Raw genomic sequence first — 21,659 nt, 5'->3', positions numbered from 1 at the left:
GGGCACGGGGCGAGGCGCTCCGGGCTGGTCAGACCCTGGTCGAGCGCCTCGCGTACGGGGGTTCGGCCGAGAGCGGCGCGGCGGCGGGCCCGGGCGTGGGGCCGCCCTCGCTGAGGCCGAACCGGGTGTGGAAGCGGCGCAGCGGGCGGGGCGCGTACCAGGCTGTGCGGCCGAGCAGGCGCATCGCGGCGGGCACCAGCACCCCGCGTACGGCGACGGCGTCGATGAGCACGGCCAGCCCGCTGCCCAGGCCGAACATCTGCATGAAGCTGAGCTGGGCCGTACCGAAGGCGAAGAAGCTGACCGCGAGCAGGCAGGCGGCGGCGCTGACGATGCGTCCGGTGTGCCCCAGGCCGCCCACCACGGCGGACCCGGTGTCCTCGCCCGCGTCGTGGAGTTCCTTGATCCGGCTGGTGACGAACACCTCGTAGTCCATGGACAGGCCGAAGGCGACGCAGAACATCAGCACCGTCATCGAGGTCTCCATCGGCTGGGCCGTGAAGCCGAGCAGCGCGGAGAGGTGGCCGTCCTGGAAGATCCACGTCATGACGCCGAGGGCGGCGCCCAGGCTGACCGTGTTCAGCACCAGGGCGCGCAGCGGCTGCACGACGCTGCCGGTGAAGAGGAAGAGCAGCGCGAAGGTGGTCAGCGCGATCATGGTCAGGGCCAGCGGAAGCCGGTCGCCGACCGAGTCCTTGGAGTCGACCAGTCGCGCGTCGACGCCGCCCACCAGCGGGTGCGCACCGGCCGGTGGCGTGGCCGCCCGCACCTGTCGCACCAGGCCCTGGGCCGCCTCCGACTTCGGCTGCCGGGAGCTGACCACGGTGATCCGCTGCGCGTCGGGGCGGCCGAGCGTGGCGTCGCCGGGGCCGGTGACCCTTCCGTCGGCGTAGCTTCCCGTGCTGGCCTGGACCCGTACGACACCGTCCAGCGTGGACAGTTCGCCGGCGTACGCGGCCAGCGGGGCCCGGTCGACGCTCTGGTCGACGACCACGTGGATCGCGGCGTCGTCGCTGCCCTCGAAGTTCTCTCGCAGGGCCGTCGCGACCTGGCGGCTCTCGGCGCCCTCGGGCAGCACGCGCTCGTCGGGGGTACCGAAGGTCAGGCCCAGCAGCGGGCTGGCGGCCAGCAGCAGGACGGCCAGGACGGGCAGCGCGGTGAGCGCGGGGCGCCGCATGACGGTGCGGGCCAGCCGTCCCCACAGGGGCGTGCCGGTGGCGGGGCGGGTCGGCTTCGCCCACGGCAGTCGGCCGCTGTCCACCCGGTGGCCCAGGACGACCAGCAGCGCGGGCATCACGAACAGGGTGCTGAGCGCCGCGATGACGACGACGCCGACGCCGGCGTAGCCGAAGGAGCGCAGGAAGAACTGCGGGAAGACCAGGAGGGCGGCGAGGGCGACCGCGACCGTCGCGGCGGAGAAGGCGACCGTGCGGCCCGCGGTGCGCACGGTATGGCGTACCGCCTCCTCCACGCTCGCCCCGGCGGCCAGGTGTTCCCGGAACCGACTGATCATCAGCAGCGCGTAGTCGATGCCCAGTCCCAGGCCCAGGGCCGTGGTCAGGTTGGTCGCGAAGACCGAGACGTCGGTGACGTTGCCGAGGACGTAGAGCTCGGCGAACGTGCCCGCGATCGCGATCAGGCCGATGACCAGCGGCAACAGGGCCGCGACCACGCTTCCGAAGACGACCAGGAGCAGCAGCAGGGTCAGCGGTACGGCGATGGCCTCGGCCAGCAGGAGGTCGCGGGCGCTCTGGGCGCCCATGTCGCTGTCCACGGCCGCCGCGCCGCCGGCGCGCACCCGCAGCGCGTCCGCGTAGCGGCCGGCGTAGTCGTCGACGAGTTCCCTGGCGCGCTGTGGCCGGTCGGTGGCGTCGCCCTTCACATGGGCGACCACCAGGGCCTCGCGGCCGTCCCCGGAGCGCAGGGCGCGGTGGTGGTCGTCCCAGTAGGCGACCACGTTCTCCAGGTGCCGCTCTGTCCTGAGTTCGGCCGCCAGGGCCCGGCCGGCGCGCTCGGCGGCCGGCGCGTCAACCCGACCCTGGGGGGCGCGAACGAGCAGGACCAGGTTGCTCTGGCCGCCGAACTTCGCGTCGATGGCCCGGTCGGCCCGCGAGGAGGAGGACGCCGGATCGTCGTAACCGCCACCGCGCAGGGTGCCGAACGCGCCGGCGCCCAGGGCCCCCATGAGGGCCACGACCACGGCGGCGACGACCAGTACCAGCCGGGGCCGGCGTATCGCCAGTTCGGCTATGCGATCAAACACTGCCCGTTCTCCTTCGTGTCCTTGGGTGGGCGACGTGCGGCCGTGGTCGGCACGCGAACGCGTGGCGCCGCCCGTCGAGGGGCGCGCTGGCACGCGGGGGACGCGGTGCGCCGGGTGCGGTGTCGCACCCTTCGTCGCCGTGGACGACGTTAGGGAGGGAGCAGAAGATTTGGCAGTGTTAGATTTTCTTCACACCCTACGGATGCGGGGTGTGCCGAGAGGGCCGGGCGCCGTACGGTCACGGCATGAGTGCCCACACCACCGCCCCGGACCCGCCGTCGCTCCGTCAGCGGCGCCGGGCCGCCGCCACCCGGGAGATCCTGGCCGCCGCCGAACTCCAGATCACCGAGCAGGGGCCGGCGGCCCTGTCGCTGCGCGCGGTGGCCCGGAGTCTGGACATGACCGTGCAGGCGCTCTACCACTACTTCCCGAGTCGCGACGCGCTGGTGACGGCGCTGGTGGCCAAGGCGTACGACGACCTGGCCGACGCCGTGCGACAGGCCCTGGAGAACACGGCCGAGGAGGCGGCGACCCCCCGGCTGGTGGCGGCGGCCGAGGGCTACCGGCGGTGGGCCGTCGCCCATCCCGAGCGGTTCCAACTCATCTACGGCACGCCGCTGCGGTACTACACGGCGCCCGTCGAGGGCCCGACGACGCTGGCGATGCGCCGCCTCAGCGCGCTCTTCCAGCGCGAGGTGTTCGCCGGCTTCACGCCGGCGCAACTGGCCGCGGCCGACACCCCCGCGCTCTCCCCGGACCTGCGGGCCCGGCTGGCGGGCCTGCCGCCGGACGCCCTGGGCGCGGTGCCGCCGCCGGCGGTCTACCTGCTGATGAGCGCGTGGGGACAGCTGCACGGGCTCGTCGTCCTGGAGGTGTTCGGGCACACGGCGTTCCTTGGTGACGCCCAGGCCGAGATCTTCCGCGCGGCGATGCACGCCCTCTTCACCGACCTGCGTCGACGGATCGCCGACGGCGCCCCGGGCGGGGCGGCCGGGCCCGGGAAGACAGAACGGCCGCCCGCGCGACCGGAGAGGTGAACGGCGCGCGGGCGGCCTGGTCCAGGGGGCGGGCCGGGGCGTTCGGCCCGGCCCGCCTCGGGTCCTACGTGAGCGGCTTGCCACCGCCCCGGGGCGAGGCGTCGGCCCGCTCGGTGCCGTCCCGCGGCGCTGCGGTCGGCGGTACGGACTCGTCCGGGCCCGGCCCGGCCGCCTCGACCGGCCTCGGGGGCGGCAGCTTCGCGCCGGCACCGCCGCCCTCGCCGGGCACCGGCTCGGGCTCGACGGAGAGCGGGGCGGCCTCGGCCCCGGGCGCGGGGGGACCCACGGGCGCGGGGACGCCGCCGGTACGTCGCGCGTTCAGCCGGCGCACGACGGGCTCGGTGTACCGGGCGGCGAGCGGGCCGACGATGACCAGGATCAGCACGTACGCCGTGGCGATGGGCCCGATCCGGGGCTCGGTGCTGACCGCCAGCCCGGCGATGACGATGGAGAACTCGCCGCGCGCCACGAGCGTGCCGCCGGCGCGCAGCCGACCGCGCGGGCCGATGCCGGCGCGGCGCGCGGCGTACCAGCCGGTGCCGATCTTGGAGACCGTGGTGACGGCCGCGAGGAGCAGGGCGGGCAGCAGCACCGGGGGAATCTCGGTCGGGTCGGTCGAGAGGCCGAAGAAGACGAAGAAGACCGCCGCGAACAGGTCGCGCAGCGGCGTGAGCAGCCGCTCCGCGCCCTCGGCCACCTCGCCGGAGAGCGCGATGCCCACCAGGAACGCCCCCACCGCGGCGGAGACCTGGAGTTCCTGGGCGACGCCGGCCACCAGCAGGGTCAGCCCCAGCACGACCAGCAGCAGCATCTCGGGGTTGTCGGAGGAGACGGCGCGGCTGATCAACCGGCCGTGCCGCAGGGCGAGGTAGAGCACGATACCGACGGTGCCGAGCGCGATCAGCAGGGTCAGGCTGCCGCCCGCGAGTCCCGCGCCGGCCAGCAGCGCGGTGAGCAGCGGCAGGTAGACGGCCATCGAGAGGTCCTCGATGACCAGGACGCTCAGGATGACGGGTGTCTCGCGGTTGCCCAGCCGCCCCAGGTCGGTGAGGACCTTGGCGATGACGCCCGACGAGGAGATCCAGGTGACGCCGGCCAGGGCGACGGCGCCGACCGGGCCCCAGCCGAGCAGCAGGGCGGCGACAGCGCCGGGGACGGCGTTCAGGACGAAGTCCACCGCGCCGGAGGGGTACTGGGTCTTCAGGCTGGTGACGAGTTCCGACGCGCTGTACTCCAGACCGAGCAGGAGCAGCAGCAGGATCACGCCAATCTCCGCGCCGACGCCGACGAACTCCTCACTGGCCTTGAGCGGGAGCAGGCCACCTTGCCCGAAGGCGAGGCCGGCCAGCAGGTAGAGCGGGATCGGGGACAGGCCAAAGCGCAGTGCCATCCGGCCGATGAGCCCAAGGCCCAGTATGACGGCCCCGAGCTCTATGAGGAGTGTGGTGGTGTCATGCACGCTGGTCAGCCCTCCGCGATGATGGTGGAGAGCGCGTCGACGCCCTCTCGGGTGCCGACCGCGACGAGCGTGTCACCGATGGCGAACCGGAAGTCGGGACCGGGCGAGGGATGCGCGCTGGTGCGGCGCAGCACCGCGACGATGGACGCTCCGGTCCGAGTCCTGGCGCCGGTCTCGCCGAGCAGTCGCCCCGCGTACGGTGACCTGCTGCCGACCGGTATGTGTTCGGTGACCAGGTCGATGCCGTCGGTGCGGACCGCGGCGATGGGCACCGGGTCGATGAGGTGGGCGACCGCGGTCGCCTCCTCGGGGGCCAGACAGATCGACACCTGACAGGAGTCGGGATCGTCCTGGGAGTAGAAGCCGATGAAGCGGCGGCCGTCCTGGTGGACGACGACGGACAGGTGCTGTCCCGCGTGCGTCGTGAAGTCGTACTGGGTACCGACACCGGGCAGCGTTGTACGCCGTGTGCCCATGGTTGCCTCCTGGGACGCACGTGATCAGAGCAATTTCTTTAACGTTATATGACCGAGGGTCACGGGAGGAACGCTGGGTTCCGGCCCCGAAGGCGTCGCCCGCGCGCCACTTCGGAGCCCATCGCCGTCCTCCCGGACGCCCCCTCGGCGCGCGGTTCGCGCGCGCGGACAGCCGCTTCGGCGGCCCCGTCACAGGCCACGCACCCGGGCGAACCGTGCACGAGGAGCGGACCCACCCGCCGCGCCGCCGACCCTTATACCCGACGCGCGTGGCATCGTCCACCCCATGTCCGCAGCCCCCGACCGGCAGTCCGTGCGGGTGGACGGCCACCAACTGGCCCTCACCCACCTGCGCAAGACGCTCTTTCCGACCTCCGCGCACACCAAGGCCGAGCTGTTGCACTACTACGCCCGGATCGCCCCGCTGATGCTGCCGCACGTCACCGACCGGGCCGCCTCGTTCGTCCGCGCCCCGGACGGCGTGGCCGGCGAGCGCTGGTACGCCAAGAACCCGCCGCCGGGCTGCCCCGAGTGGGTCGCGGTCACGGAGGTGCCCGGCAGCAGGGGACCGGCCCCGCACGTGGTCGTCGACTCGACCGCGACGCTGGTGGCGATGGCCAACCTCGGGGCGTACGAGGTGCACGTGCCGCAGTGGCGGGCCGGTGCGGGGCCGGCCGTGCACGACCGGATCGTCTTCGACCTCGACCCGGGGCCCGGCACCGATGTCACCCACTGTTGCCAGGTCGCCCTGCCGCTGCGCGCCGCGCTGGCCGCCGACGGCCTGAGCGCCTGCGCGGTCACCTCCGGCTCCAAGGGGCTGCACCTGTACGTGCCGTTGGAGCCCGTCCCCGCCGAGGCCGCGGTGGCCTACGCCCGGCGGATGGCGGCGCGGATGCGCGCGGAGCTGCCCGATCTCGCGGTGGCGACGATGGCGCGCGCCGCCCGGCGGGGCAGGGTGTTCATCGACTGGTCACAGAACGCCTCGGCGAAGACGACCGCCGCGCCGTACACGCTGCGGGTGCGCGAGCGCCCCGGCGTGGCGACGCCGCTGGACTGGGACGAGGTCGAGACCCCCGCGCGTCCGGGCGAACTGGCCTTCGGCCCGGAGGAGGTGCTGGAGCGGGTGGCCGAGCGGGGCGCCGATCCGCTCGCCCCCCTGAGCGACCCGGCGCTGCGCGGCCGGCTGCCCGCCACGTAGCGAAAGCGCCGCCCCGCGCGGTGGGGGCGTACGCCGCCCGGAGCGGACCGGTGCGGGACTGGACGTCGGCCCCGGCCCCGGCCCCGCGCGATGTGACGCGGCCCGCCACCGCTGTCGGATCGGGGCGGGCCGCGTCACAGTCGTGCGAGGGTCAACGCGGTTCCTGGGGGCCCTCCTTGCCGCCGCGCTGGTCGCCACGACGCCCGCGCTCGGTGCCCTCGGCGCCTTCGTACTCCACCCGCTCCTTGCGGATCTGCGTGGAGACCTCCTCCTGCTCGGTGACGCGCTCGGTCTCCAGCCGTACGCGCTCCACCGGCACGGTCTCCTTGCGGACGACGGCCCGCTCCTCGTGCAGGGTGACCTCCAGCTGGCCGTCCTCGATGCGCGCCTGCCGGTCCTGCCGCCGCAGGTCGTCGGCGGTGATCGGCTCGCGCGTGAGGTGCACCTCCTCGTGGCTGACGGGCACGGTGCGGGTGACGTTCTCGGTGACCACGTGCTTGCGCAGGCGGGCGCGCCCCGCCTCGTGCTCCTCGGTGCCCACCCGCACCTGCTCCTCGGAGAGGATCATCTCCTGGACGCCCTCCCGGGCCGCGTGGCCCGGCCGCGCCCCACGCCCCTCCTTGGCCGTCTCGCCGGCGCCGGCCTCCCGGCTCTCGCTCATCCGCTTGGCCGACGCGTCGCCCTCGTCGGCGCCGCGTCCGGCACCCGCGCCGACGAGCTTGGGCCCCTCGGCCCCGGCGCGCTGGCCGGACTCGTGGCCCGTGGCGTACCCGGCGGCCCCGCCGCCCGCCGCGCCGCCCGCGGCCCCGGCCACGCCGGCACGCCCGGCCCTCGCGTCCTCGCCCGTGGTGGTGCCGGGGCTGCCCGCGGCGCCCATCGCCTGGCCACGCCCCGGCTGCCGGCCGGGTTGACGCAGGCCGTAGTGCCGGTAGAGCTCCGTCTCCTCCTCCGGCGACAGGTGGCCCGCCGCGTCGATCCGCGGCGCGTCCTTGACCTCTTCCTTGCTGTACGGCACGCGCAGGTCGCCGCCCGAGTGCTGGGCGCCGGCGAGCGGGACGAAGGTCTCCTTCATGCCGAACAGCCCGGTGCGCACGGTGATCCACTCCGGCACGCCGGTGATGTCGTCGCTGTAGACCTGCTGCACCGACCCGACCTTCTGGCCATCCGGGTCGACCACGTGCATGCCTGACAGCTCCTGCGGGGTGTCGCCCTGAGGTGCGGTCATCGCCACTGTCTCCTTTCGCGCGTAGCACGCGCCGACACGGCTGGGCGCGCTCCGGCTTCCATTGCGCGCGTCCCGGGAGCACACGGCGACCGCAGGCGCGACGCACACGGGCGCGTGTCGCCCCCTCGGGACCGGCCCAAAGGCCGCACGAGCGCGCTGTGCCCGTCCGGTCCGGGAAATCCCGATGTACTCCATTCGGGTGAGCGCCGTGCGGTCCGCGGCCATGGGAGACGGGTCGTCAGCGGATCGGCAACCCGGACAGCGTGCGGGCGATGACCAACCGCTGGATCTCGCTGGTGCCCTCGAAGATGGTGTAGATGGCGCTGTCGCGGTGCATGCGCTCGACCGGGTAGTCGCGGGTGTAGCCGTTGCCGCCCAGGATCTGTATCGCCTGGGCCGTGACCTTCTTGGCCGTCTCGCTGGCGTACAGCTTGGACATCGACCCCTCGGCGGAGGTGAACGGCCGCCCGGCCGCCGCCATCCACGAGGCCCGCCACACCAGCAGCCGGGCCGCGTCGATCTGGGTGCGCATGTCGGCGAGCTGGAAGGCCACGCCCTGGTTGTCGATGATCGGGCGGCCGAACTGGGTGCGGGTCTTCGCGTACTCCAGCGCCTCCTCGTACGCGGCGCGCGCCGTGCCCACGGCCATGGCGCCGACGGCGGGGCGGGACGCCTCGAAGGTGGCCATGGCCGCGTTCTTCACGCGTTCGGCGCCGGCCGCGCCCTGGGCGGCGCGCTCGCGGGTGCGGGCCAGCCGCTCGTCCAGCCTGTCCTTGCCGCCGAGCAGGCAGGCGCCGGGAACGCGGACGTCCTCCAGCACCACCTCGGCGGTGTGGGAGGCGCGGATGCCGTGCTTGTGGAACTTCTGGCCCTGGGTCAGGCCCGGCGTGTTCGGCGGCACGATGAAGGAGGCGTGTCCCCGGGAGCCGAGTTCGGGGTCCACCACGGCCACCACGACGTGGACGCTGGCGATGCCGCCGTTGGTGGCCCAGGTCTTGGTGCCGTTGAGCACCCACTCGTCGCTGGCCTCGTCGTAGACCGCGCGGGTGCGCATGGAGCCGACGTCCGAACCGGCGTCGGGCTCCGACGAGCAGAAGGCGGCGACCTTCACGTCACTGGCGTCGCCGTACATCTGCGGCACCCAGGTGCCGATCTGCTCCTCGGTGCCGTTGGCCAGGACGCCCACGGCGGCGAGCCCGGTACCCACGATGGACAGCGCGATGCCCGCGTCGCCCCAGAACAGTTCCTCCATGGTCATCGGGATGCCGAGACCGGTGGGGTCGAAGAACTGCTGGGCGTAGAAGTCCAGCGAGTACAAGCCGATCTTGGCCGCCTCCTGGATGATCGGCCAGGGGGTCTCCTCCCGCTCGTCCCACTCGGCGGCGGCCGGACGCATCACGTCCCGCGCGAAGCCGTGAATCCAGTCGCGGACGGACTTCTGGTCGTCGTTGAGTTCGAACGAGAACTCCGGCATGATCCCCTCCAGCCGATTATTACCTTCGGTAACAGGAGTCTGTTACTCGTCAGTAGCGGCTGTCAACTCCCAGGTCGCCGGATGGGTTACGGGTCAGGGGGTGTTACGTTGCGCGGGCGGCACGGGACACCGGGGGACGGGAGGCGCATCATGGACACCACGCAGCGCGACAGCCAGCAGCGCGCGCACGAGGCGCGCAGACGGGAACTCCTGGAGGCCGCCGACCGGGTCGTGCTGCGGGACGGCCCCGGCGCCTCGATGAACGCCATCGCCGCCGAGGCGGGCATCACCAAGCCCATCCTCTACCGGCACTTCGGCGACAAGGGCGGCCTCTACCGGGCGCTCGCCGTCCGCCACACCGACGCCCTGCTCGCCGCGCTGCGCGCGGCCCTGGACGCGCCGGCCCGACGCCGGGCCCGGGTCGAGGCGACCCTGGACACCTATCTCTCCGCGATCGAGGCCCGCCCCCAGGTCTACCGCTTCCTCATGCACCCGGCCGACGACCAGAGCGAGGGCCACCACGCCGAGCAGGGCTTCGACGTCGGCCGGCACGCGGCCCCGCTGCTGCGCCGGCTGGGCGAGGAGCTGGCCCAGGTCATCGCCGAGCGGGTGGACCTGGGCCCCGACGGCGCCGAGAAGGCCCGGGTCTGGGGGCACGGCATCGTGGGCATGATGCACGCCGCCGGCGACTGGTGGCTGCGCGACCGCCCCTGCCCGCGCGAGCAACTGGTCAGTCACCTCACGGATCTGCTGTGGGGGCGCCTGGCCGAGGCCGGCGACCTGGAAGGCGGACCCGGCTTCTGAGCCGGGCCCCCCGGCCCGCCCACCGGACCCCGGTGGGGCTAACGCCCGCCGGCCCAGGGCGCGCGGGCCGCCGCGCGCAGCGCCCGGCGCTGGCGGCGGCCCTCAAGCCGGTCGGTGAACAGCTTGCCGTCCAGGTGGTCGCACTCGTGCAGCAGACACCGGGCGAAGTAGCCGCTGCCCTCCACCCGCGCCGGAGTGCCGTCGGCGCGTACGCCCTCCACGACCGCGTAGTCGAAGCGGGGCGTGCCCGCCTCGATCCCGGGCAGTGACAGGCATCCCTCCGGGCCACGGATGATGAGCCCGTCCGCCTCCACGAGACGGGGGTTGACGAGGTGTCCCAGATGTCGGCGGTCCTCGTCGTCGGGGCAGTCGTAGACGAACACCCGCAGGGGGACGCCGATCTGATTGGCCGCGAGCCCCACGCCCGCCGAGGCGTACATCGTCGCGTACATGTCCTCGATCAGTCGGGCGAGCTCGAAGCCGAAGTCGCTGACCTCCGCGCACGGGGTCGCCAGGTGGGGGTCGCCGAGCAGCCGCAACGGCCGTACCCGCCCCGAGCTGCCGGGGATCGCGCCAGTTCGCATCGCACCAGGGTACGGTCCGGCCCGGCGGACAGGGCGCCACGTGGTGGACCGGGAGGCCCGGCACGGACGGCGGGGTTCGGGCCGGCGTCCGGATCTCGATAGGCTGAACCCCGACCCAAGCCTCCCGGCTGGCGATTCGGCATCAAGGGGGCGTTTGACCGGCAGCCCCGGGGGCGGGCACAGCGCCGGAGGCAAGGAGGAACAAGGACGATGGCAGGCAACACGGAGCCGCTGCCGCCGCGCGCCAAACTGGCCGTGACGGCGGGCAGGGCAGCGGCGGCGGTGTCGCGAGTCGCGGGGCGCGGCAGTGGATCGGTGATCGGAGGGAAGGTCTCCCTTCGCCTCGACCCGGACCTGCTGGCCCGGCTGGCGCGGCATCTCGACGTGATCCTCGTCTCCGCGACGAACGGCAAGACCACCACCACCCGGCTGATCGCCGAGGCGCTGCGCGCCAGCGGGCCGGTCGTCTCCAACGCCCTGGGCGCCAACATGCCCGCCGGCATCACCTCCGCCCTCGCCGGCGGTTCCGACGCCCGCTACGGCGTCATCGAGGTGGACGAGAAGTACCTGGCCGGCGTGGCCCGGGACACCACGCCCAAGGCCATCGCGCTGCTGAACCTCTCGCGCGACCAGCTCGACCGCGCCGCGGAGACCCGCATGCTCGCCGAGAAGTGGCGGGAGGGCCTGGCCGGCTCCAAGGCCACGGTCATCGCCAACGCGGACGACCCGCTCATCGTCTGGGCGGCCTCCTCCAGCCCGAACGTGGTGTGGGTGGCGGCCGGCCAGGAGTGGAAGGACGACGCCTGGTCGTGTCCCTCCTGCGGCGGCGTGCTCCAGCGCCCGGGGGACGACTGGGGCTGTGCCGACTGCGGCTTCCGTCGCCCCCGCCCCACCTGGGCGCTGAACGGCGACTACGTGCTGGACCCGCAGGGCTCGGCCTGGCCGATCCACCTCCAGCTCCCCGGCCGGGCCAACAAGGCCAACGCCGCCACCTCCGCCGCCGTGGCCGCCACCTTCGGCGTCCCGCCGCAGGTCGCGCTGGAGCGGATGTACGCGGTGCAGGCCGTCGCCGGCCGCTACGACGTGGTCACCTTCATGGACCGCCAGCTGCGGCTGCTGCTGGCGAAGAACCCGGCCGGCTGGCTGGAGACCTTCTCGCTGATCGACCCGCCGCCCACACCGGTGATCCTCTCCGTCAACGCGCGCGGCGCGGACGGTACCGACACCTCGTGGCTGTGGGACGTGGACTACACCCGGCTGGCCGGCCACCCGATCATGGTGATCGGCGACCGGAAGCTGGACCTGGCGGTGCGCCTCGAGGTCGCCGGGCTGGACTTCCGGGTCTGCGAGAACGCGGACGAGGCGGTCCAGATGGCCCCGCCCGGCCGGATCGAGGTCATCGCCAACTACACCGCCTTCCAGGACCTGCGCCGCCGCGTCGGCAACTAGCACCGACCGCCCCGGTGCCGACCGGCCCCGAGCGGCGCCGCCCGCCGCCGGGGCCGCCGGCCCAAACGGCCGGCGGCCGACGTCCCACCGCCACCGAACCGCTGAAGCACGAAGGAAGCCGAGGATGAGCCAGAACAGCCTGCGCCTGGTGTGGGTCTACCCCGACCTGCTGAGCACGTACGGAGACCAGGGCAACGCGCTGGTCGTGGAGCGGCGCGCCCGCCAGCGCCGGCTGAACGTCTCCCGTGTGGACGTCCGCTCCGACCAGCAGATCCCCACCTCCGGGGACATCTACCTGATCGGCGGCGGCGAGGACCGGCCGCAGCGGCTCGCGGCCGAGCGGCTGCGCCGTGACGGCGGCCTCAACCGGGCCGTGGAGAACGGCGCCATCGTCTTCTCGGTGTGCGCCGGTTACCAGATCCTGGGCCACGAGTTTATCAACGACCTGGGGCAGCGCGAGCCGGGCCTGGGCCTGCTGGACGTGGTCAGCGCGCGCGGCGAGGGCGAGCGGTGCGTGGGCGACGTGCTCGGCGACATCGACGAGCGGCTCGGGCTGCCGCCGCTGACCGGCTTCGAGAACCACCAGGGGGTCACGCACCTGGGGCCCACCGCGCGCCCCTTCGCGCGCGTGCGGCTCGGCAAGGGCAACGGCACCGGCGACGGCACCGAGGGCGCGTGGAACGACACCGTGTTCGGCACCTACATGCACGGCCCGGTGCTCGCCCGTAACCCGCAGATCGCCGACCTGCTGCTCAAGCTGGCACTCGACGTGAACGCGCTGCCCCCGGTGGACGACCGCTGGTACGAGGCGCTGCGCGACGAACGGATGGCGGCGGCGACCCAGACCGCATGACGGACACTGGCCCCCCGAGGGCGCGGTGCGCTTGTAGGCTGACTGCGATCCAACCGGACGACGGGGTCCGGTCGTCCGGTTGAGTTGCAGAGGTATCACAAACCATGCGTATTGGTGTGCTCACTTCCGGCGGTGACTGCCCCGGTCTCAACGCCGTGATCCGATCGATCGTGCACCGGGCGGTCGTCGACCACGGCGACGAAGTCGTGGGGTTCCACGACGGTTGGCGCGGCCTTCTCGAAGGCGACTACCGCAAGCTCGACCTCGACGCCGTCGGCGGCATCCTGGCCCTCGGCGGCACCATCCTCGGCTCCTCCCGGGTGCGCCCCGAGCACCTGCGCGGCGGTGTCGAGCAGGCCCGGGGCCACGTCGCGGACCTCGGTCTCGACGCGGTCATCCCGATCGGCGGCGAGGGCACCCTCAAGGCGGCCCGACTCCTGTCGGACGCGGGGCTGCCCATCGTCGGCGTACCCAAGACCATCGACAACGACATCTCCTCGACCGACGTGACCTTCGGCTTCGACACCGCCGTCGGCGTGGCCACCGAGGCCCTGGACCGGCTCAAGACCACCGCCGAGTCGCACCAGCGGGTGCTGATCGTGGAGGTGATGGGGCGCCACACCGGTTGGATCGCGCTGCACTCGGGGATGGCCGCCGGCGCGCACGCCATCGTCGTGCCCGAGCGGCCCTTCGACATCGGCGAACTGACCGAGCTGGTGGGTCGGCGTTTCCAGGCCGGCAAGAAGTTCGCCATCGTCGTCGTCGCGGAGGGCGCCAAGCCGCGCGAGGGTTCCATGGAGTTCGACGCCGGCGGCAAGGACGTCTACGGGCACGAGCGCTTCGCCGGTGTGGCCCGACAGCTCGCGGTCGAGTTGGAGGAGCGCCTGGGCAAGGAGGCCCGCCCGGTCATCCTCGGCCACGTCCAGCGCGGCGGCACGCCCACCGCCTACGACCGGGTGCTGGCCACCCGGTTCGGCTGGCACGCCGTGGAGGCCGCGCACCGGGGCGACTTCGGCATGATGACCTCACTGCGCGGCACGCAGATCACCCTGACCCCGCTCGCCGAGGCCGTGGAGCACCTGAAGACGGTGCCCGTGGAGCGGTACGCGGAGGCCGAGTGCGTGCTCTGAGCTGAGCGCGACCGTCCGCGTACCCCCGCTCTCGTCCGCGTTCCCGCGCGCCGACCGCCCCCGGCCCACGACGTGGCCGGGGGCGGTTCTACTCTGGTGCGAGCGTTTGCGGCGATATGAGGAGAGAGCGGATGGATCACGGCGGACACGGCATGGACATGAATCTGCCGCCGTTCACCCTGGCTCGCGGGTTGGAGTACAGCAGTGAGCCGTTCTTCCTGATCGGCTGCCTGCTGGCGCTGGCCCTGTACGGGTGGGGGGCGCTGCGGCTGCACCGGCGCGGGGACGGCTGGCCCGTGATGCGCACCGTCTCCTTCGCCGTGGGCGTGCTCACCGTCGCGTTGGTGATGTGCACCAAGCTCAACGACTACGGCATGGTCATGTTCAGCGTGCACATGGTGCAGCACATGGTGATCAGCATGCTCTCGCCCATCCTGTTGCTGCTCGGCGCGCCGGTGACGCTGGCGCTGCGGGCGCTGCCGGCCGGCCGGGCGCGCTCCGGGCGCGGCGGCCCCGGCCCCCGCGAACTGCTGGTCGCCGTGTTGCACAGCCGCTACATGCGGATCATCACCCATCCGGCGTTCACGATCCCGCTGTTCATCGCCAGCCTGTACGCCCTGTACTTCACGCCGCTGTTCGACTTCCTCATGGAGTCCAAGCCGGGGCACATCGCGATGATGGTGCACTTCCTCGCCGTCGGTCTGGTCTTCTTCTGGCCGATCATGGGCGTGGACCCGGGTCCGCACCGGCCGGGCTACGTGATGCGGATGCTGGAGCTGTTCGCCGGCATGCCCTTCCACGCCTTCTTCGGCATCGCCCTGATGATGGCGTCCGAGCCGATGATCGGCACGTACAAGAACCCGCCGGACTCGCTGGGCATCGACGCGCTCTCGGACCAGAACGCCGCGGGCGGCATCGCCTGGGCGTTCAGCGAGATCCCGTCCGTGGTGGTGCTGATCGCGCTGGTCTTCCAGTGGTACCGCTCGGAGCAGCGCACCGCCCGTCGCTCGGATCGGGTCGCCGACCGTGACGGCGACAAGGAGCTGAACGCCTACAACGCGTACCTGGCGTCCTTGCAGGCCAAGAGCAGGTAGCCGGGGCCGAGCGCTAGCGGTGGTGCCCCGACCCGGGAGACGATGGCCCCCTGGCCGTGGTCGGGGCGCAGGTGCTCGGGCCGCCGTGAGGAGGTTGCGGGGATGCCCGGATCTGCGAAGGCGATGGCAGTTTTCACCGTGGGTGGTCTGGTGATGGTGACCGCCTACACCGTGACGTTGGGCAACAACGGCTGGCTGTGGTTCGGCTGGGTGGTGCTGGGCCTGCTGACCGTGGGCGTGCTGGCCGCGCGCGGCACGTGAGGCCGGACGTCTGATACGGGGGCGCCGCGCGGTGTGTGGGGCGCCCCCGGCCGTCGGCTCGGCCCCCGGGCGGCGGGTCAGCTCCGGTCGGCGGGGAACGCGAAGAGCGCGCCGGTGGCCGCGTGCAGGTGGCAGCTGTTGGGGTAGGTGCGGCTCCAGGTCACCGGGGTGCCGCGCCACAGGCCCGCGACGCGGGCGGTGACGGGTGCGTGCTCCTCGGTGCACACCAGCCGCCGCGCGGTCAGCCGGTCGGGGTCGCCGCCCGCCGTGCCCAGGGCCGCGCACGCCTCGGCCGCGCGTGGGTGCGTCCCCCCGGCCGGTTCGCACTCCAGTCGGGCCACGCTGACCGGGGTTCCGCTCTCCCCCGAGACGGTGAGGAAGAGGCTGCCGGTCGGCTGGGGCGCGGCGCCCGCCGAGGGGGCAGCGGCGAGGAGCGCGAGCCAGGCGATGGCGAGGACACGGGCGGTACGGGCGCGGCGGTGCATGGAACCTCCTGGTCAGGGCGTGAATCCGGGACGCGGCGGCCGGCCCGCCCGGACCCGACCGTGCTGCCACGGTGACCTCCGGGACGGTCGGGCAGGCGAGGGCCGCGAGCGCCAGCGCACCCCGGGCGAGGCGCCCGGACAAGGCGGCGCACCGCGCGGCCACCCGATCGGCGGCACCGGGCGCGGGCGGTGGCCAGCGGCCCGGTCCGACCCCGTTCGCGCCCGCGCCCGGCCGGCCGCTCCCACGGGCGTTGCGCTGACGGCGGATCAGCGCACGGCGAACGTGGCTGTCGGATCGCTGGCCGCGCCTCGTACCGTCCGGCCATGACCACAGACACGGCAGGACCGACCACGACGGACGCGACCGGGACACGGGGGACGGCGTTCGTGCTCGGGGCGCTCGGGCAGATCGGCCGGGCGGCGGCGCGCGCCCTGGCCGCCGACGGCTGGCAGGTGCGGGCGGCCTCGCTCAGCGGCGGCCGGGACCGGGGGTGGCCGAGCGAGGTGCGGGCCCTCGCGGTGGACCGGGGGGACGACGCGGCGCTGGCGGCGGCCCTCGGCGATGGCGTCGACGTGCTGCTGGACTGCGTGGCCTACGACACCACGCACGCCCGCCAGCTGGTCTCGCTCGCGGACCGGATCGGCTCCGCCGTCGTCATCTCCAGCGGCGCCATCTACGAGGACGGTCGGGGTCGCAGCTTCGACACCCAGGGCGAGCCGGACGGATTTCCCCAGCTGCCGGTCCCGGTGCCCGAGACGTACCGCACGGTGGCGCCGGGCGAGGCCACCTACGGCACCCGCAAGGTGGCCCTGGAAGACGCGCTGCTGGCCGCCGGCGACCGACTGCCCACGACGCTGCTGCGCGCCGGCGCCATCCACGGCCTCCACAGTCGCGGGCCCCGTGAGCTGCACTTCGTGCAGCGGGCACTGGACCGCAGGCCCGTGCGGGTGCTCGCGCATCGCGGCGAGAGCCGCTTCCACCCCGTGCACGCGGACAACATCGCCGAACTGGTACGCCTGGCCGCCCGCACGCCCGGGTCGCGGGTGCTGAACGCGGGCGACCCGCAGGCCCCGACCGTCGCCGAGATCGCCGGCGCGGTCGATGCCGTGCTCGGTGTGGAGAGCGAACTGGTCCTGGTGGACGGGGTGCCCGCGGTCGAGGGCGTCGGGCTGACGCCGTGGAGCACGGCGCACCCTGTCGTGTACGACATGACCGCGGCCGAGCGGGCGTTGGGGTACCGGCCCGTGGTCACCTACCGGGAGTCGCTGCCCGCCACCGTGGAGTGGATCGCGCGCGAGCTGGCGGACCGCGACTGGCGCGCCGCGTTTCCCGCCATGGTCCCCACGTACGGGGGCCTGTTCGACTACGCCACCGAGGATGCCTGGCTGGCGGCGGGCAAACCCGTGGCGCCCCGGGTCGGCACTCCGTAGCCTCGACCCCGATCAGGCACGACCGCGCGGACGCGTCGCCGACGGGGCGGGCGCGCTGGCGTGCGGGGACGTAGGGGTGTGGGGATGAGCGCGCGGTTGCGGGGGATGGCCACGGAGACCGAGCGGATCGTGGCGGTGGGCGGCTACACCTCGCCGGCCGGCCGGGAGGTGCGGCTGACACCGTGGCTGACCGAGGCGGCCGAGGGAACGCGACTGTACGGGCCGGGCCCGGTGGACGCCGTCGGGGCCACGGGCCGGGTCGAGGGGCCGCGCGTGGCGTCGGGAACCCGGTTCGAGGTGACGCCGGAGGGCAGCCTCGCCGCCGCCCGCCGGCTCGGCGATGAGCTCGGCGGCGCGGGCGGGGCGGGTCCGGCCGGTGGCTTGGCCACGGCGGGCGACCCGGACCCGATGGGGCGCGCCGGTGCGCGGTCCGTGGTGGCGGTGCTCGACTTCGCCTCGGCCCGGAACGCGGGCGGCGGCTACCTGAACGGCGCGCAGGCACAGGAGGAGGCGCTGTGTCGGGGCAGCGCGCTGTACACGTGTCTGCGGCGGGTCCCGGAGTTCTACGCCGCGCACCGCGCGGACCCGAGTCCCTTCTACAGTGACCGGGTGATCTACGCCCCCGGCGTCGCGGTCTTCCGCGACGAGGACGGCACGCTGCTCGAGGAGCCGTACCGCGCGGCGTTCCTGGCCTCGGCGGCGCCGAACGCCGGGGTCATCGCGCGGCGCGACCTGGCCGCCGTGGCCCGCGTCCCCGCCGCGCTGGCCGCGCGGGCCGAGCGGGTGCTGGCGGTGGCCGCCGCGCACGGGCACCGCCATCTGGTGCTCGGGGCCTGGGGCTGTGGGGTCTTCCGCAACGACCCGGCGCACGTCGCCGGCGCCTTCCGGGCGCTGTTGACCGGTGACGGGCGCTTCGCCGGGCACTTCGCACGGGTGGTGTTCGCGGTGCTCGACCGGCGTGCGGACTCCCCCACCCGGGCCGCGTTCACCACGGCCTTCGCCACGGAGACGGCCGCGCACACCGGCTGAGGCATCCGGGGCCGACCCGCGCTCCTGGGACAGGTATCCGGGAGGGGCGCGGCGATCGGCCCGCTTCCGGACGCGGTGGAGGCCGCCGGGCTGGGCCCCGCGGCCTCCACGGGTGCGGTCCTTCGACCGGTCAGCCCCGCGTGGGGCGCTCGGTCACCGCCGTGTGGTGATCAGGGGATGAGGCGGTCGGCGGCCAGCGTGGCCTTCGCCTTGCTCGCCTCCTGCGGCTTGGGCGTGGCGTGCGGACCGCAGACCACGTCCTTGGCGTCCACCGTGCCGCTGAGCAGGTAGGCGTCCACCCGCTGGTTGATGCAGGGGTTGACCTCGGTGGTGACACCGTGCGAGCCGGCGCCCTGCTCGGTGATCAGGCGCGAGCCCTTGAGGCGCTTGTGCAGCTCCACGGCGCCCTCGTAGGGGGTCGCGGCGTCCCGCGTGCTCTGCACGATCAGCACCGGGGGCAGGCCACGGTGGGACGCGACGTTGACGGGCCGGTACTGCGGGCCCTCCCAGGTGGCGCAGGGCAGGTTCATCCAGGTGTTGGACCAGGTCAGGAACGGGTGGTCGCGGTGCAGCCGGGTGCTGTCGCGGTCCCAGGTGCGCCAGTTGGTGGGCCACTTGGCATCGGCGCACTCGACGGCGGTGTAGACGGCGTTGCCGTTCTCGGCGGAGATGTTGCCCTTGACGTCCGAGAGGTCGGGGCCCGCCGACTCGATCAGGGGCTTGGTGTCACCGGCGAGGTAGGAGCTCCACACCGAGGCGACCGTGGTCCACATGGAGTCGTAGTAGGGCGCGTTCTGGAAGAAGCCGAGCAGTTCGGCCGGGCCGACGACCCCGCCGATGGGGTTCTTCTTCGCGGTGGCGCGCAGCTTCTCCCACTGCCGCTGGACCTTCTGCGGGGTGTCGCCGATGTGGTAGGCGGAGTCGTAGCGGGCGACCCACTTCTTCCAGTCCTCCCACCGGGTCTCGAAGGCGACGTCCTGGTCCAGGTTGGCCTGGTACCAGATCTTGTCCCGCGAGGGGTTGACCACGCTGTCCACGAGCATGCGGCGCACGTGCTGGGGGAAGAGCGTCGCGTAGACGCCACCCAGGTAGGTGCCGTAGGAGACGCCGATGAAGTTGAGCTTCTTCTCACCGAGCGCGGCGCGGATCACGTCCAGGTCGCGGGCGGTGTTCGGGGTCGTCATGTGCGGCAGCATGGCGCCGCTGCGCTCGGCGCAGCCCTGCGCGTACTGCCGGGCGAGCTTGCGCTGGGCGCGCTTGTCGGCCTCGCTGTCGGGCACCGGGTCGAGCTTGGGGCCCTTGGCGTACTCCTGCGGGTCCACACAGGAGATGGGCGCGGAGCGGCCGACGCCGCGCGGGTCGAAGCCGACGAAGTCGTACGCCTTGGCGGTCTTCTGCCACAGCGGGGCCTTGGTCGTCACGCGGCGGGGGAAGCGCAGCCCGGAGCCGCCGGGGCCGCCCGGGTTGTAGAGCAGCGCGCCCTGGCGCTCGTCGGCGGTACCGGTGTTGCCTACGCGGTCAACCGCGATCTTGATGGTGCGGCCGTTCGGCTTGGCGTAGTCGAGCGGGACGGTGACGTAGCCACACTGGATCGGCTTCTCCAGGCCCCAGTCGGCCGGACAGTCCTTCCACTCGATGCCGGTCTTCGCGGCCCGCGCGGCGGCGATCTTGACGCCGACGGCGGCGCGCTGCTCCTGGGACAGGCTGGGGCGGTGGCTGGATCGCTCGCCGGCGTTCGCCGCCGGGCTGGCAAGGGTTCCGGCGATCAGGACGCCGGTCAGCACGGTGCCGGCCGCACCGAATATCGCTGTTCTCTTCACGTAGGCACTCCCCCTACTTGGGACGCCGTCACGTGACGGCGCTGGTGGTCAGGAGGATCTTTACGTCTCCTTCACCCACCGGAACAGGTCACACAAGTGTTCTTTACCAAGACGTAAGCTGCATCGCGGGCTGGCGCAGACGGCCTACTGCCACGACGTCAAGAGCGCCCGGCCGGCCGGCGGCTGTGCCGGGGCGGGCCGTCGGGGGGTGCGAGGTCGGCCACACGTTCGGCGTACGAGGCGCGGCCCGGTGGCCCTCGGGGACGGCGCGGCCCGTGGTGCGAGGGGGGCTCGGTGGTGGCTGGTGTGGCGTCAGGGCCGGGCGGTCTCGCCGGGGCTGGGGTGGCGGCGCCGGGGCGGCGGAGTGGGTCGGCGGTCTCCGGTGGTCGTGGCGCGGGTCGTCGTAGGTCTTCGCGCACGTCAGCGCGGGGAAGGACCGGGGCCGGCAGGACGGCGGCACCGCTCCTCGGAGATGCTCGTCCGGTAATCGCTCTTGACGATGGGCGGGAAAGCATCAATTCTCATGTCCGCGTCACCCGCTCCGCACCACCCCCCACATCTGTAACGGAGCCATCGTGTATCGAAACGTATCGCCGCGTCGCGGCGCCCTCGCCGCCGCGACCTGCGCCGCACTCGCCGCCGCCCTGCTCAGCGGGGCCACCGGCGCACAGGCGGCCCCCTCCCCCACTCGGGCCGCCGCTCCTGACATCGATATCGCCGCCGTCAAGGGGCATCTGACCGAACTGCAGTCCATAGCCGACAGCAACGGCGGAAACCGGGCACACGGCCAGCCTGGCTATCGGGCGTCCGTGGAGTACATCAAGGGCAAACTGGACGCGGTCGGGTTCACCACCTCGCTCCAGGAGTTCGACTTCAACGGCTCCACCGGCTACAACCTCATCGCCGACTGGCCGGCCGGCAGCGCGGACCAGGTCGTCATGGCCGGTGCCCACCTGGACTCGGTCGGCCGTGGCGCCGGCATCAACGACAACGGTTCGGGCTCCGCCGGCATCCTGGAGGTCGCGCTCAACGTGGCCAAGGCCGACCTCAAGCCCAGCAAGCAGCTCCGGTTCGCCTGGTGGGGGGCTGAGGAGTACGGCATGGTCGGCTCCACGCACTACGTCAACGAGCTGAACTCGGGCGATCTGTCGAAGATCGACTCGTATCTGAACTTCGACATGATCGGCTCGCCCAACCCCGGCTACTTCGTCTACGACGACGACCCGGAACTGGAGAAGGTCTTCAAGGACTGGTACGCGGACAAGGACATCGTCACCGAGCGGGAGACCGAGGGCGACGGGCGGTCCGACCACGCGCCGTTCAAGGACCGGGGCGTACGCGTCGGTGGCCTGTTCAGCGGCGCGGAGGCGGCCAAAACCCAGGAACAGGCGGCCAACTGGGGCGGCACGCCGGGCGAGTCCTTCGACCCGTGCTACCACTCCTCCTGCGACACCACGAAGAACCTCGACGACACGGCGCTGGACACCAACAGCGACGCCATCGCCCACGCGCTCTGGAACCTGAGCGCCTGAGCACCCGCCGCACGTCCCCCCACCGCCGGACGCCGCGCCGGCCCGGCGGCGGGGG

19 protein-coding genes are annotated in these 21,659 nt (G+C 73.3%); 11 read left to right on the top strand and 8 right to left on the bottom strand.

What is annotated here, in order from left to right; all coding sequences use genetic code 11:
- Positions 1 to 28: 28 nt before the first annotated feature.
- Positions 29 to 2,263: an MMPL family transporter gene (locus tag ACFVFR_RS20190; RefSeq protein ID WP_383703513.1), complete on the bottom strand. Its 2,235-nt coding sequence runs from the start codon at positions 2,261 to 2,263 to the stop codon at positions 29 to 31.
- Between the two features lie 245 nt (positions 2,264 to 2,508).
- Here ACFVFR_RS20190 and ACFVFR_RS20185 point away from each other — a divergent pair, with 245 nt between their 5' ends.
- The gene (locus tag ACFVFR_RS20185; protein WP_383703510.1) at positions 2,509 to 3,300 is read left to right on the top strand and encodes a TetR/AcrR family transcriptional regulator; all 792 of its coding nucleotides are present in this window, start codon (positions 2,509 to 2,511) and stop codon (positions 3,298 to 3,300) included.
- A 64-nt stretch (positions 3,301 to 3,364) separates the two neighbouring features.
- On the opposite strand, the gene ACFVFR_RS20180 is transcribed toward ACFVFR_RS20185, so the two are convergent.
- Together ACFVFR_RS20180 and ACFVFR_RS20175 are read right to left on the bottom strand one after the other, a co-directional pair.
- A complete protein-coding gene (locus ACFVFR_RS20180; protein ID WP_383703508.1) occupies positions 3,365 to 4,759 on the bottom strand; it encodes a cation:proton antiporter in 1,395 nt (464 codons plus the stop codon).
- Positions 4,760 to 4,764: 5 nt separating this feature from the next.
- Positions 4,765 to 5,235: a cation:proton antiporter regulatory subunit gene (locus ACFVFR_RS20175; RefSeq protein WP_383703506.1), complete on the bottom strand. Its 471-nt coding sequence runs from the start codon at positions 5,233 to 5,235 to the stop codon at positions 4,765 to 4,767.
- A 286-nt stretch (positions 5,236 to 5,521) separates the two neighbouring features.
- Between ACFVFR_RS20175 and ligD the strand changes: the two genes are divergently transcribed.
- Positions 5,522 to 6,433 (top strand): non-homologous end-joining DNA ligase, encoded by a 912-nt coding sequence (gene ligD / locus ACFVFR_RS20170; protein WP_383703504.1) that lies wholly within the window; start codon positions 5,522 to 5,524, stop codon positions 6,431 to 6,433.
- Between the two features lie 151 nt (positions 6,434 to 6,584).
- Here ligD and ACFVFR_RS20165 read toward each other — a convergent pair whose 3' ends face one another.
- Positions 6,585 to 7,658, bottom strand: a complete 1,074-nt coding sequence (locus ACFVFR_RS20165; RefSeq protein ID WP_383703502.1) for a PRC and DUF2382 domain-containing protein — start codon at positions 7,656 to 7,658, stop codon at positions 6,585 to 6,587.
- 238 nt (positions 7,659 to 7,896) lie between these two features.
- The gene (locus tag ACFVFR_RS20160) at positions 7,897 to 9,132 is read right to left on the bottom strand and encodes an acyl-CoA dehydrogenase family protein (RefSeq protein ID WP_383703500.1); all 1,236 of its coding nucleotides are present in this window, start codon (positions 9,130 to 9,132) and stop codon (positions 7,897 to 7,899) included.
- A gap of 150 nt (positions 9,133 to 9,282) precedes the next feature.
- Between ACFVFR_RS20160 and ACFVFR_RS20155 the strand changes: the two genes are divergently transcribed.
- A complete protein-coding gene (locus tag ACFVFR_RS20155) occupies positions 9,283 to 9,936 on the top strand; it encodes a TetR family transcriptional regulator (protein ID WP_383703498.1) in 654 nt (217 codons plus the stop codon).
- Positions 9,937 to 9,974: 38 nt separating this feature from the next.
- On the opposite strand, the gene def is transcribed toward ACFVFR_RS20155, so the two are convergent.
- On the bottom strand, positions 9,975 to 10,520 hold the full coding sequence (gene def, locus ACFVFR_RS20150; RefSeq protein ID WP_383703496.1) for a peptide deformylase: 546 nt from the start codon (positions 10,518 to 10,520) through the stop codon (positions 9,975 to 9,977).
- 210 nt (positions 10,521 to 10,730) lie between these two features.
- Here def and ACFVFR_RS20145 point away from each other — a divergent pair, with 210 nt between their 5' ends.
- The 5 genes from ACFVFR_RS20145 (at position 10,731) to ACFVFR_RS20125 (ending at position 15,307) form a co-directional block, all read left to right on the top strand.
- Complete coding sequence (locus ACFVFR_RS20145) at positions 10,731 to 11,969, top strand: MurT ligase domain-containing protein (RefSeq protein WP_383703494.1); 1,239 nt, start codon at positions 10,731 to 10,733, stop codon at positions 11,967 to 11,969.
- Between the two features lie 124 nt (positions 11,970 to 12,093).
- Positions 12,094 to 12,822 carry a type 1 glutamine amidotransferase gene (locus ACFVFR_RS20140; RefSeq protein ID WP_383703492.1) on the top strand — a complete coding sequence of 243 codons (729 nt, stop codon included), beginning with the start codon at positions 12,094 to 12,096 and terminating at the stop codon, positions 12,820 to 12,822.
- A 104-nt stretch (positions 12,823 to 12,926) separates the two neighbouring features.
- Positions 12,927 to 13,952: a 6-phosphofructokinase gene (locus tag ACFVFR_RS20135; protein WP_383703490.1), complete on the top strand. Its 1,026-nt coding sequence runs from the start codon at positions 12,927 to 12,929 to the stop codon at positions 13,950 to 13,952.
- A gap of 131 nt (positions 13,953 to 14,083) precedes the next feature.
- Complete coding sequence (locus ACFVFR_RS20130; RefSeq protein ID WP_383703488.1) at positions 14,084 to 15,046, top strand: cytochrome c oxidase assembly protein; 963 nt, start codon at positions 14,084 to 14,086, stop codon at positions 15,044 to 15,046.
- 102 nt (positions 15,047 to 15,148) lie between these two features.
- The gene (locus ACFVFR_RS20125) at positions 15,149 to 15,307 is read left to right on the top strand and encodes a hypothetical protein (RefSeq protein WP_383703486.1); all 159 of its coding nucleotides are present in this window, start codon (positions 15,149 to 15,151) and stop codon (positions 15,305 to 15,307) included.
- A 77-nt stretch (positions 15,308 to 15,384) separates the two neighbouring features.
- Here the strand turns inward: ACFVFR_RS20125 and ACFVFR_RS20120 are convergent, their stop codons facing one another.
- Entirely contained in the window at positions 15,385 to 15,792 is a 408-nt protein-coding gene (locus ACFVFR_RS20120) for an SSI family serine proteinase inhibitor (RefSeq protein ID WP_383703484.1), read from the bottom strand.
- Positions 15,793 to 16,179: 387 nt separating this feature from the next.
- Here ACFVFR_RS20120 and ACFVFR_RS20115 point away from each other — a divergent pair, with 387 nt between their 5' ends.
- Both ACFVFR_RS20115 and ACFVFR_RS20110 read left to right on the top strand, forming a co-directional pair.
- Entirely contained in the window at positions 16,180 to 17,223 is a 1,044-nt protein-coding gene (locus tag ACFVFR_RS20115; protein WP_383703656.1) for an NAD-dependent epimerase/dehydratase family protein, read from the top strand.
- An 84-nt stretch (positions 17,224 to 17,307) separates the two neighbouring features.
- On the top strand, positions 17,308 to 18,252 hold the full coding sequence (locus tag ACFVFR_RS20110; protein WP_383703482.1) for a TIGR02452 family protein: 945 nt from the start codon (positions 17,308 to 17,310) through the stop codon (positions 18,250 to 18,252).
- 170 nt (positions 18,253 to 18,422) lie between these two features.
- Here the strand turns inward: ACFVFR_RS20110 and ACFVFR_RS20105 are convergent, their stop codons facing one another.
- Positions 18,423 to 20,072, bottom strand: a complete 1,650-nt coding sequence (locus ACFVFR_RS20105) for an alpha/beta hydrolase (RefSeq protein WP_383703480.1) — start codon at positions 20,070 to 20,072, stop codon at positions 18,423 to 18,425.
- Positions 20,073 to 20,647: 575 nt separating this feature from the next.
- Here ACFVFR_RS20105 and ACFVFR_RS20100 point away from each other — a divergent pair.
- Complete coding sequence (locus ACFVFR_RS20100; protein ID WP_383703477.1) at positions 20,648 to 21,604, top strand: M28 family metallopeptidase; 957 nt, start codon at positions 20,648 to 20,650, stop codon at positions 21,602 to 21,604.
- The last annotated feature ends 55 nt before the right edge of the window (positions 21,605 to 21,659 follow it).

This window comes from Streptomyces sp. NPDC057702 (assembly GCF_042799315.1).
Classification (GTDB): domain Bacteria; phylum Actinomycetota; class Actinomycetes; order Streptomycetales; family Streptomycetaceae; genus Streptomyces.
Note: the sequence above shows the minus strand (reverse complement) of the source record. Positions and strands in the feature narration are given on the sequence as shown.

Coding starts and splice junctions, on each gene's coding strand:
- ACFVFR_RS20185 (WP_383703510.1), top strand. CDS start 2,509: ATGAGTGCCCACACCACCGCCCCGGACCCGCCGTCGCTCCGTCAGCGG.
- ACFVFR_RS20175 (WP_383703506.1), bottom strand. CDS start 5,235: ATGGGCACACGGCGTACAACGCTGCCCGGTGTCGGTACCCAGTACGAC.
- ligD (WP_383703504.1), top strand. CDS start 5,522: ATGTCCGCAGCCCCCGACCGGCAGTCCGTGCGGGTGGACGGCCACCAA.
- ACFVFR_RS20165 (WP_383703502.1), bottom strand. CDS start 7,658: ATGACCGCACCTCAGGGCGACACCCCGCAGGAGCTGTCAGGCATGCAC.
- ACFVFR_RS20160 (WP_383703500.1), bottom strand. CDS start 9,132: ATGCCGGAGTTCTCGTTCGAACTCAACGACGACCAGAAGTCCGTCCGC.
- ACFVFR_RS20155 (WP_383703498.1), top strand. CDS start 9,283: ATGGACACCACGCAGCGCGACAGCCAGCAGCGCGCGCACGAGGCGCGC.
- def (WP_383703496.1), bottom strand. CDS start 10,520: ATGCGAACTGGCGCGATCCCCGGCAGCTCGGGGCGGGTACGGCCGTTG.
- ACFVFR_RS20145 (WP_383703494.1), top strand. CDS start 10,731: ATGGCAGGCAACACGGAGCCGCTGCCGCCGCGCGCCAAACTGGCCGTG.
- ACFVFR_RS20140 (WP_383703492.1), top strand. CDS start 12,094: ATGAGCCAGAACAGCCTGCGCCTGGTGTGGGTCTACCCCGACCTGCTG.
- ACFVFR_RS20135 (WP_383703490.1), top strand. CDS start 12,927: ATGCGTATTGGTGTGCTCACTTCCGGCGGTGACTGCCCCGGTCTCAAC.
- ACFVFR_RS20130 (WP_383703488.1), top strand. CDS start 14,084: ATGGATCACGGCGGACACGGCATGGACATGAATCTGCCGCCGTTCACC.
- ACFVFR_RS20125 (WP_383703486.1), top strand. CDS start 15,149: ATGCCCGGATCTGCGAAGGCGATGGCAGTTTTCACCGTGGGTGGTCTG.
- ACFVFR_RS20120 (WP_383703484.1), bottom strand. CDS start 15,792: ATGCACCGCCGCGCCCGTACCGCCCGTGTCCTCGCCATCGCCTGGCTC.
- ACFVFR_RS20110 (WP_383703482.1), top strand. CDS start 17,308: ATGAGCGCGCGGTTGCGGGGGATGGCCACGGAGACCGAGCGGATCGTG.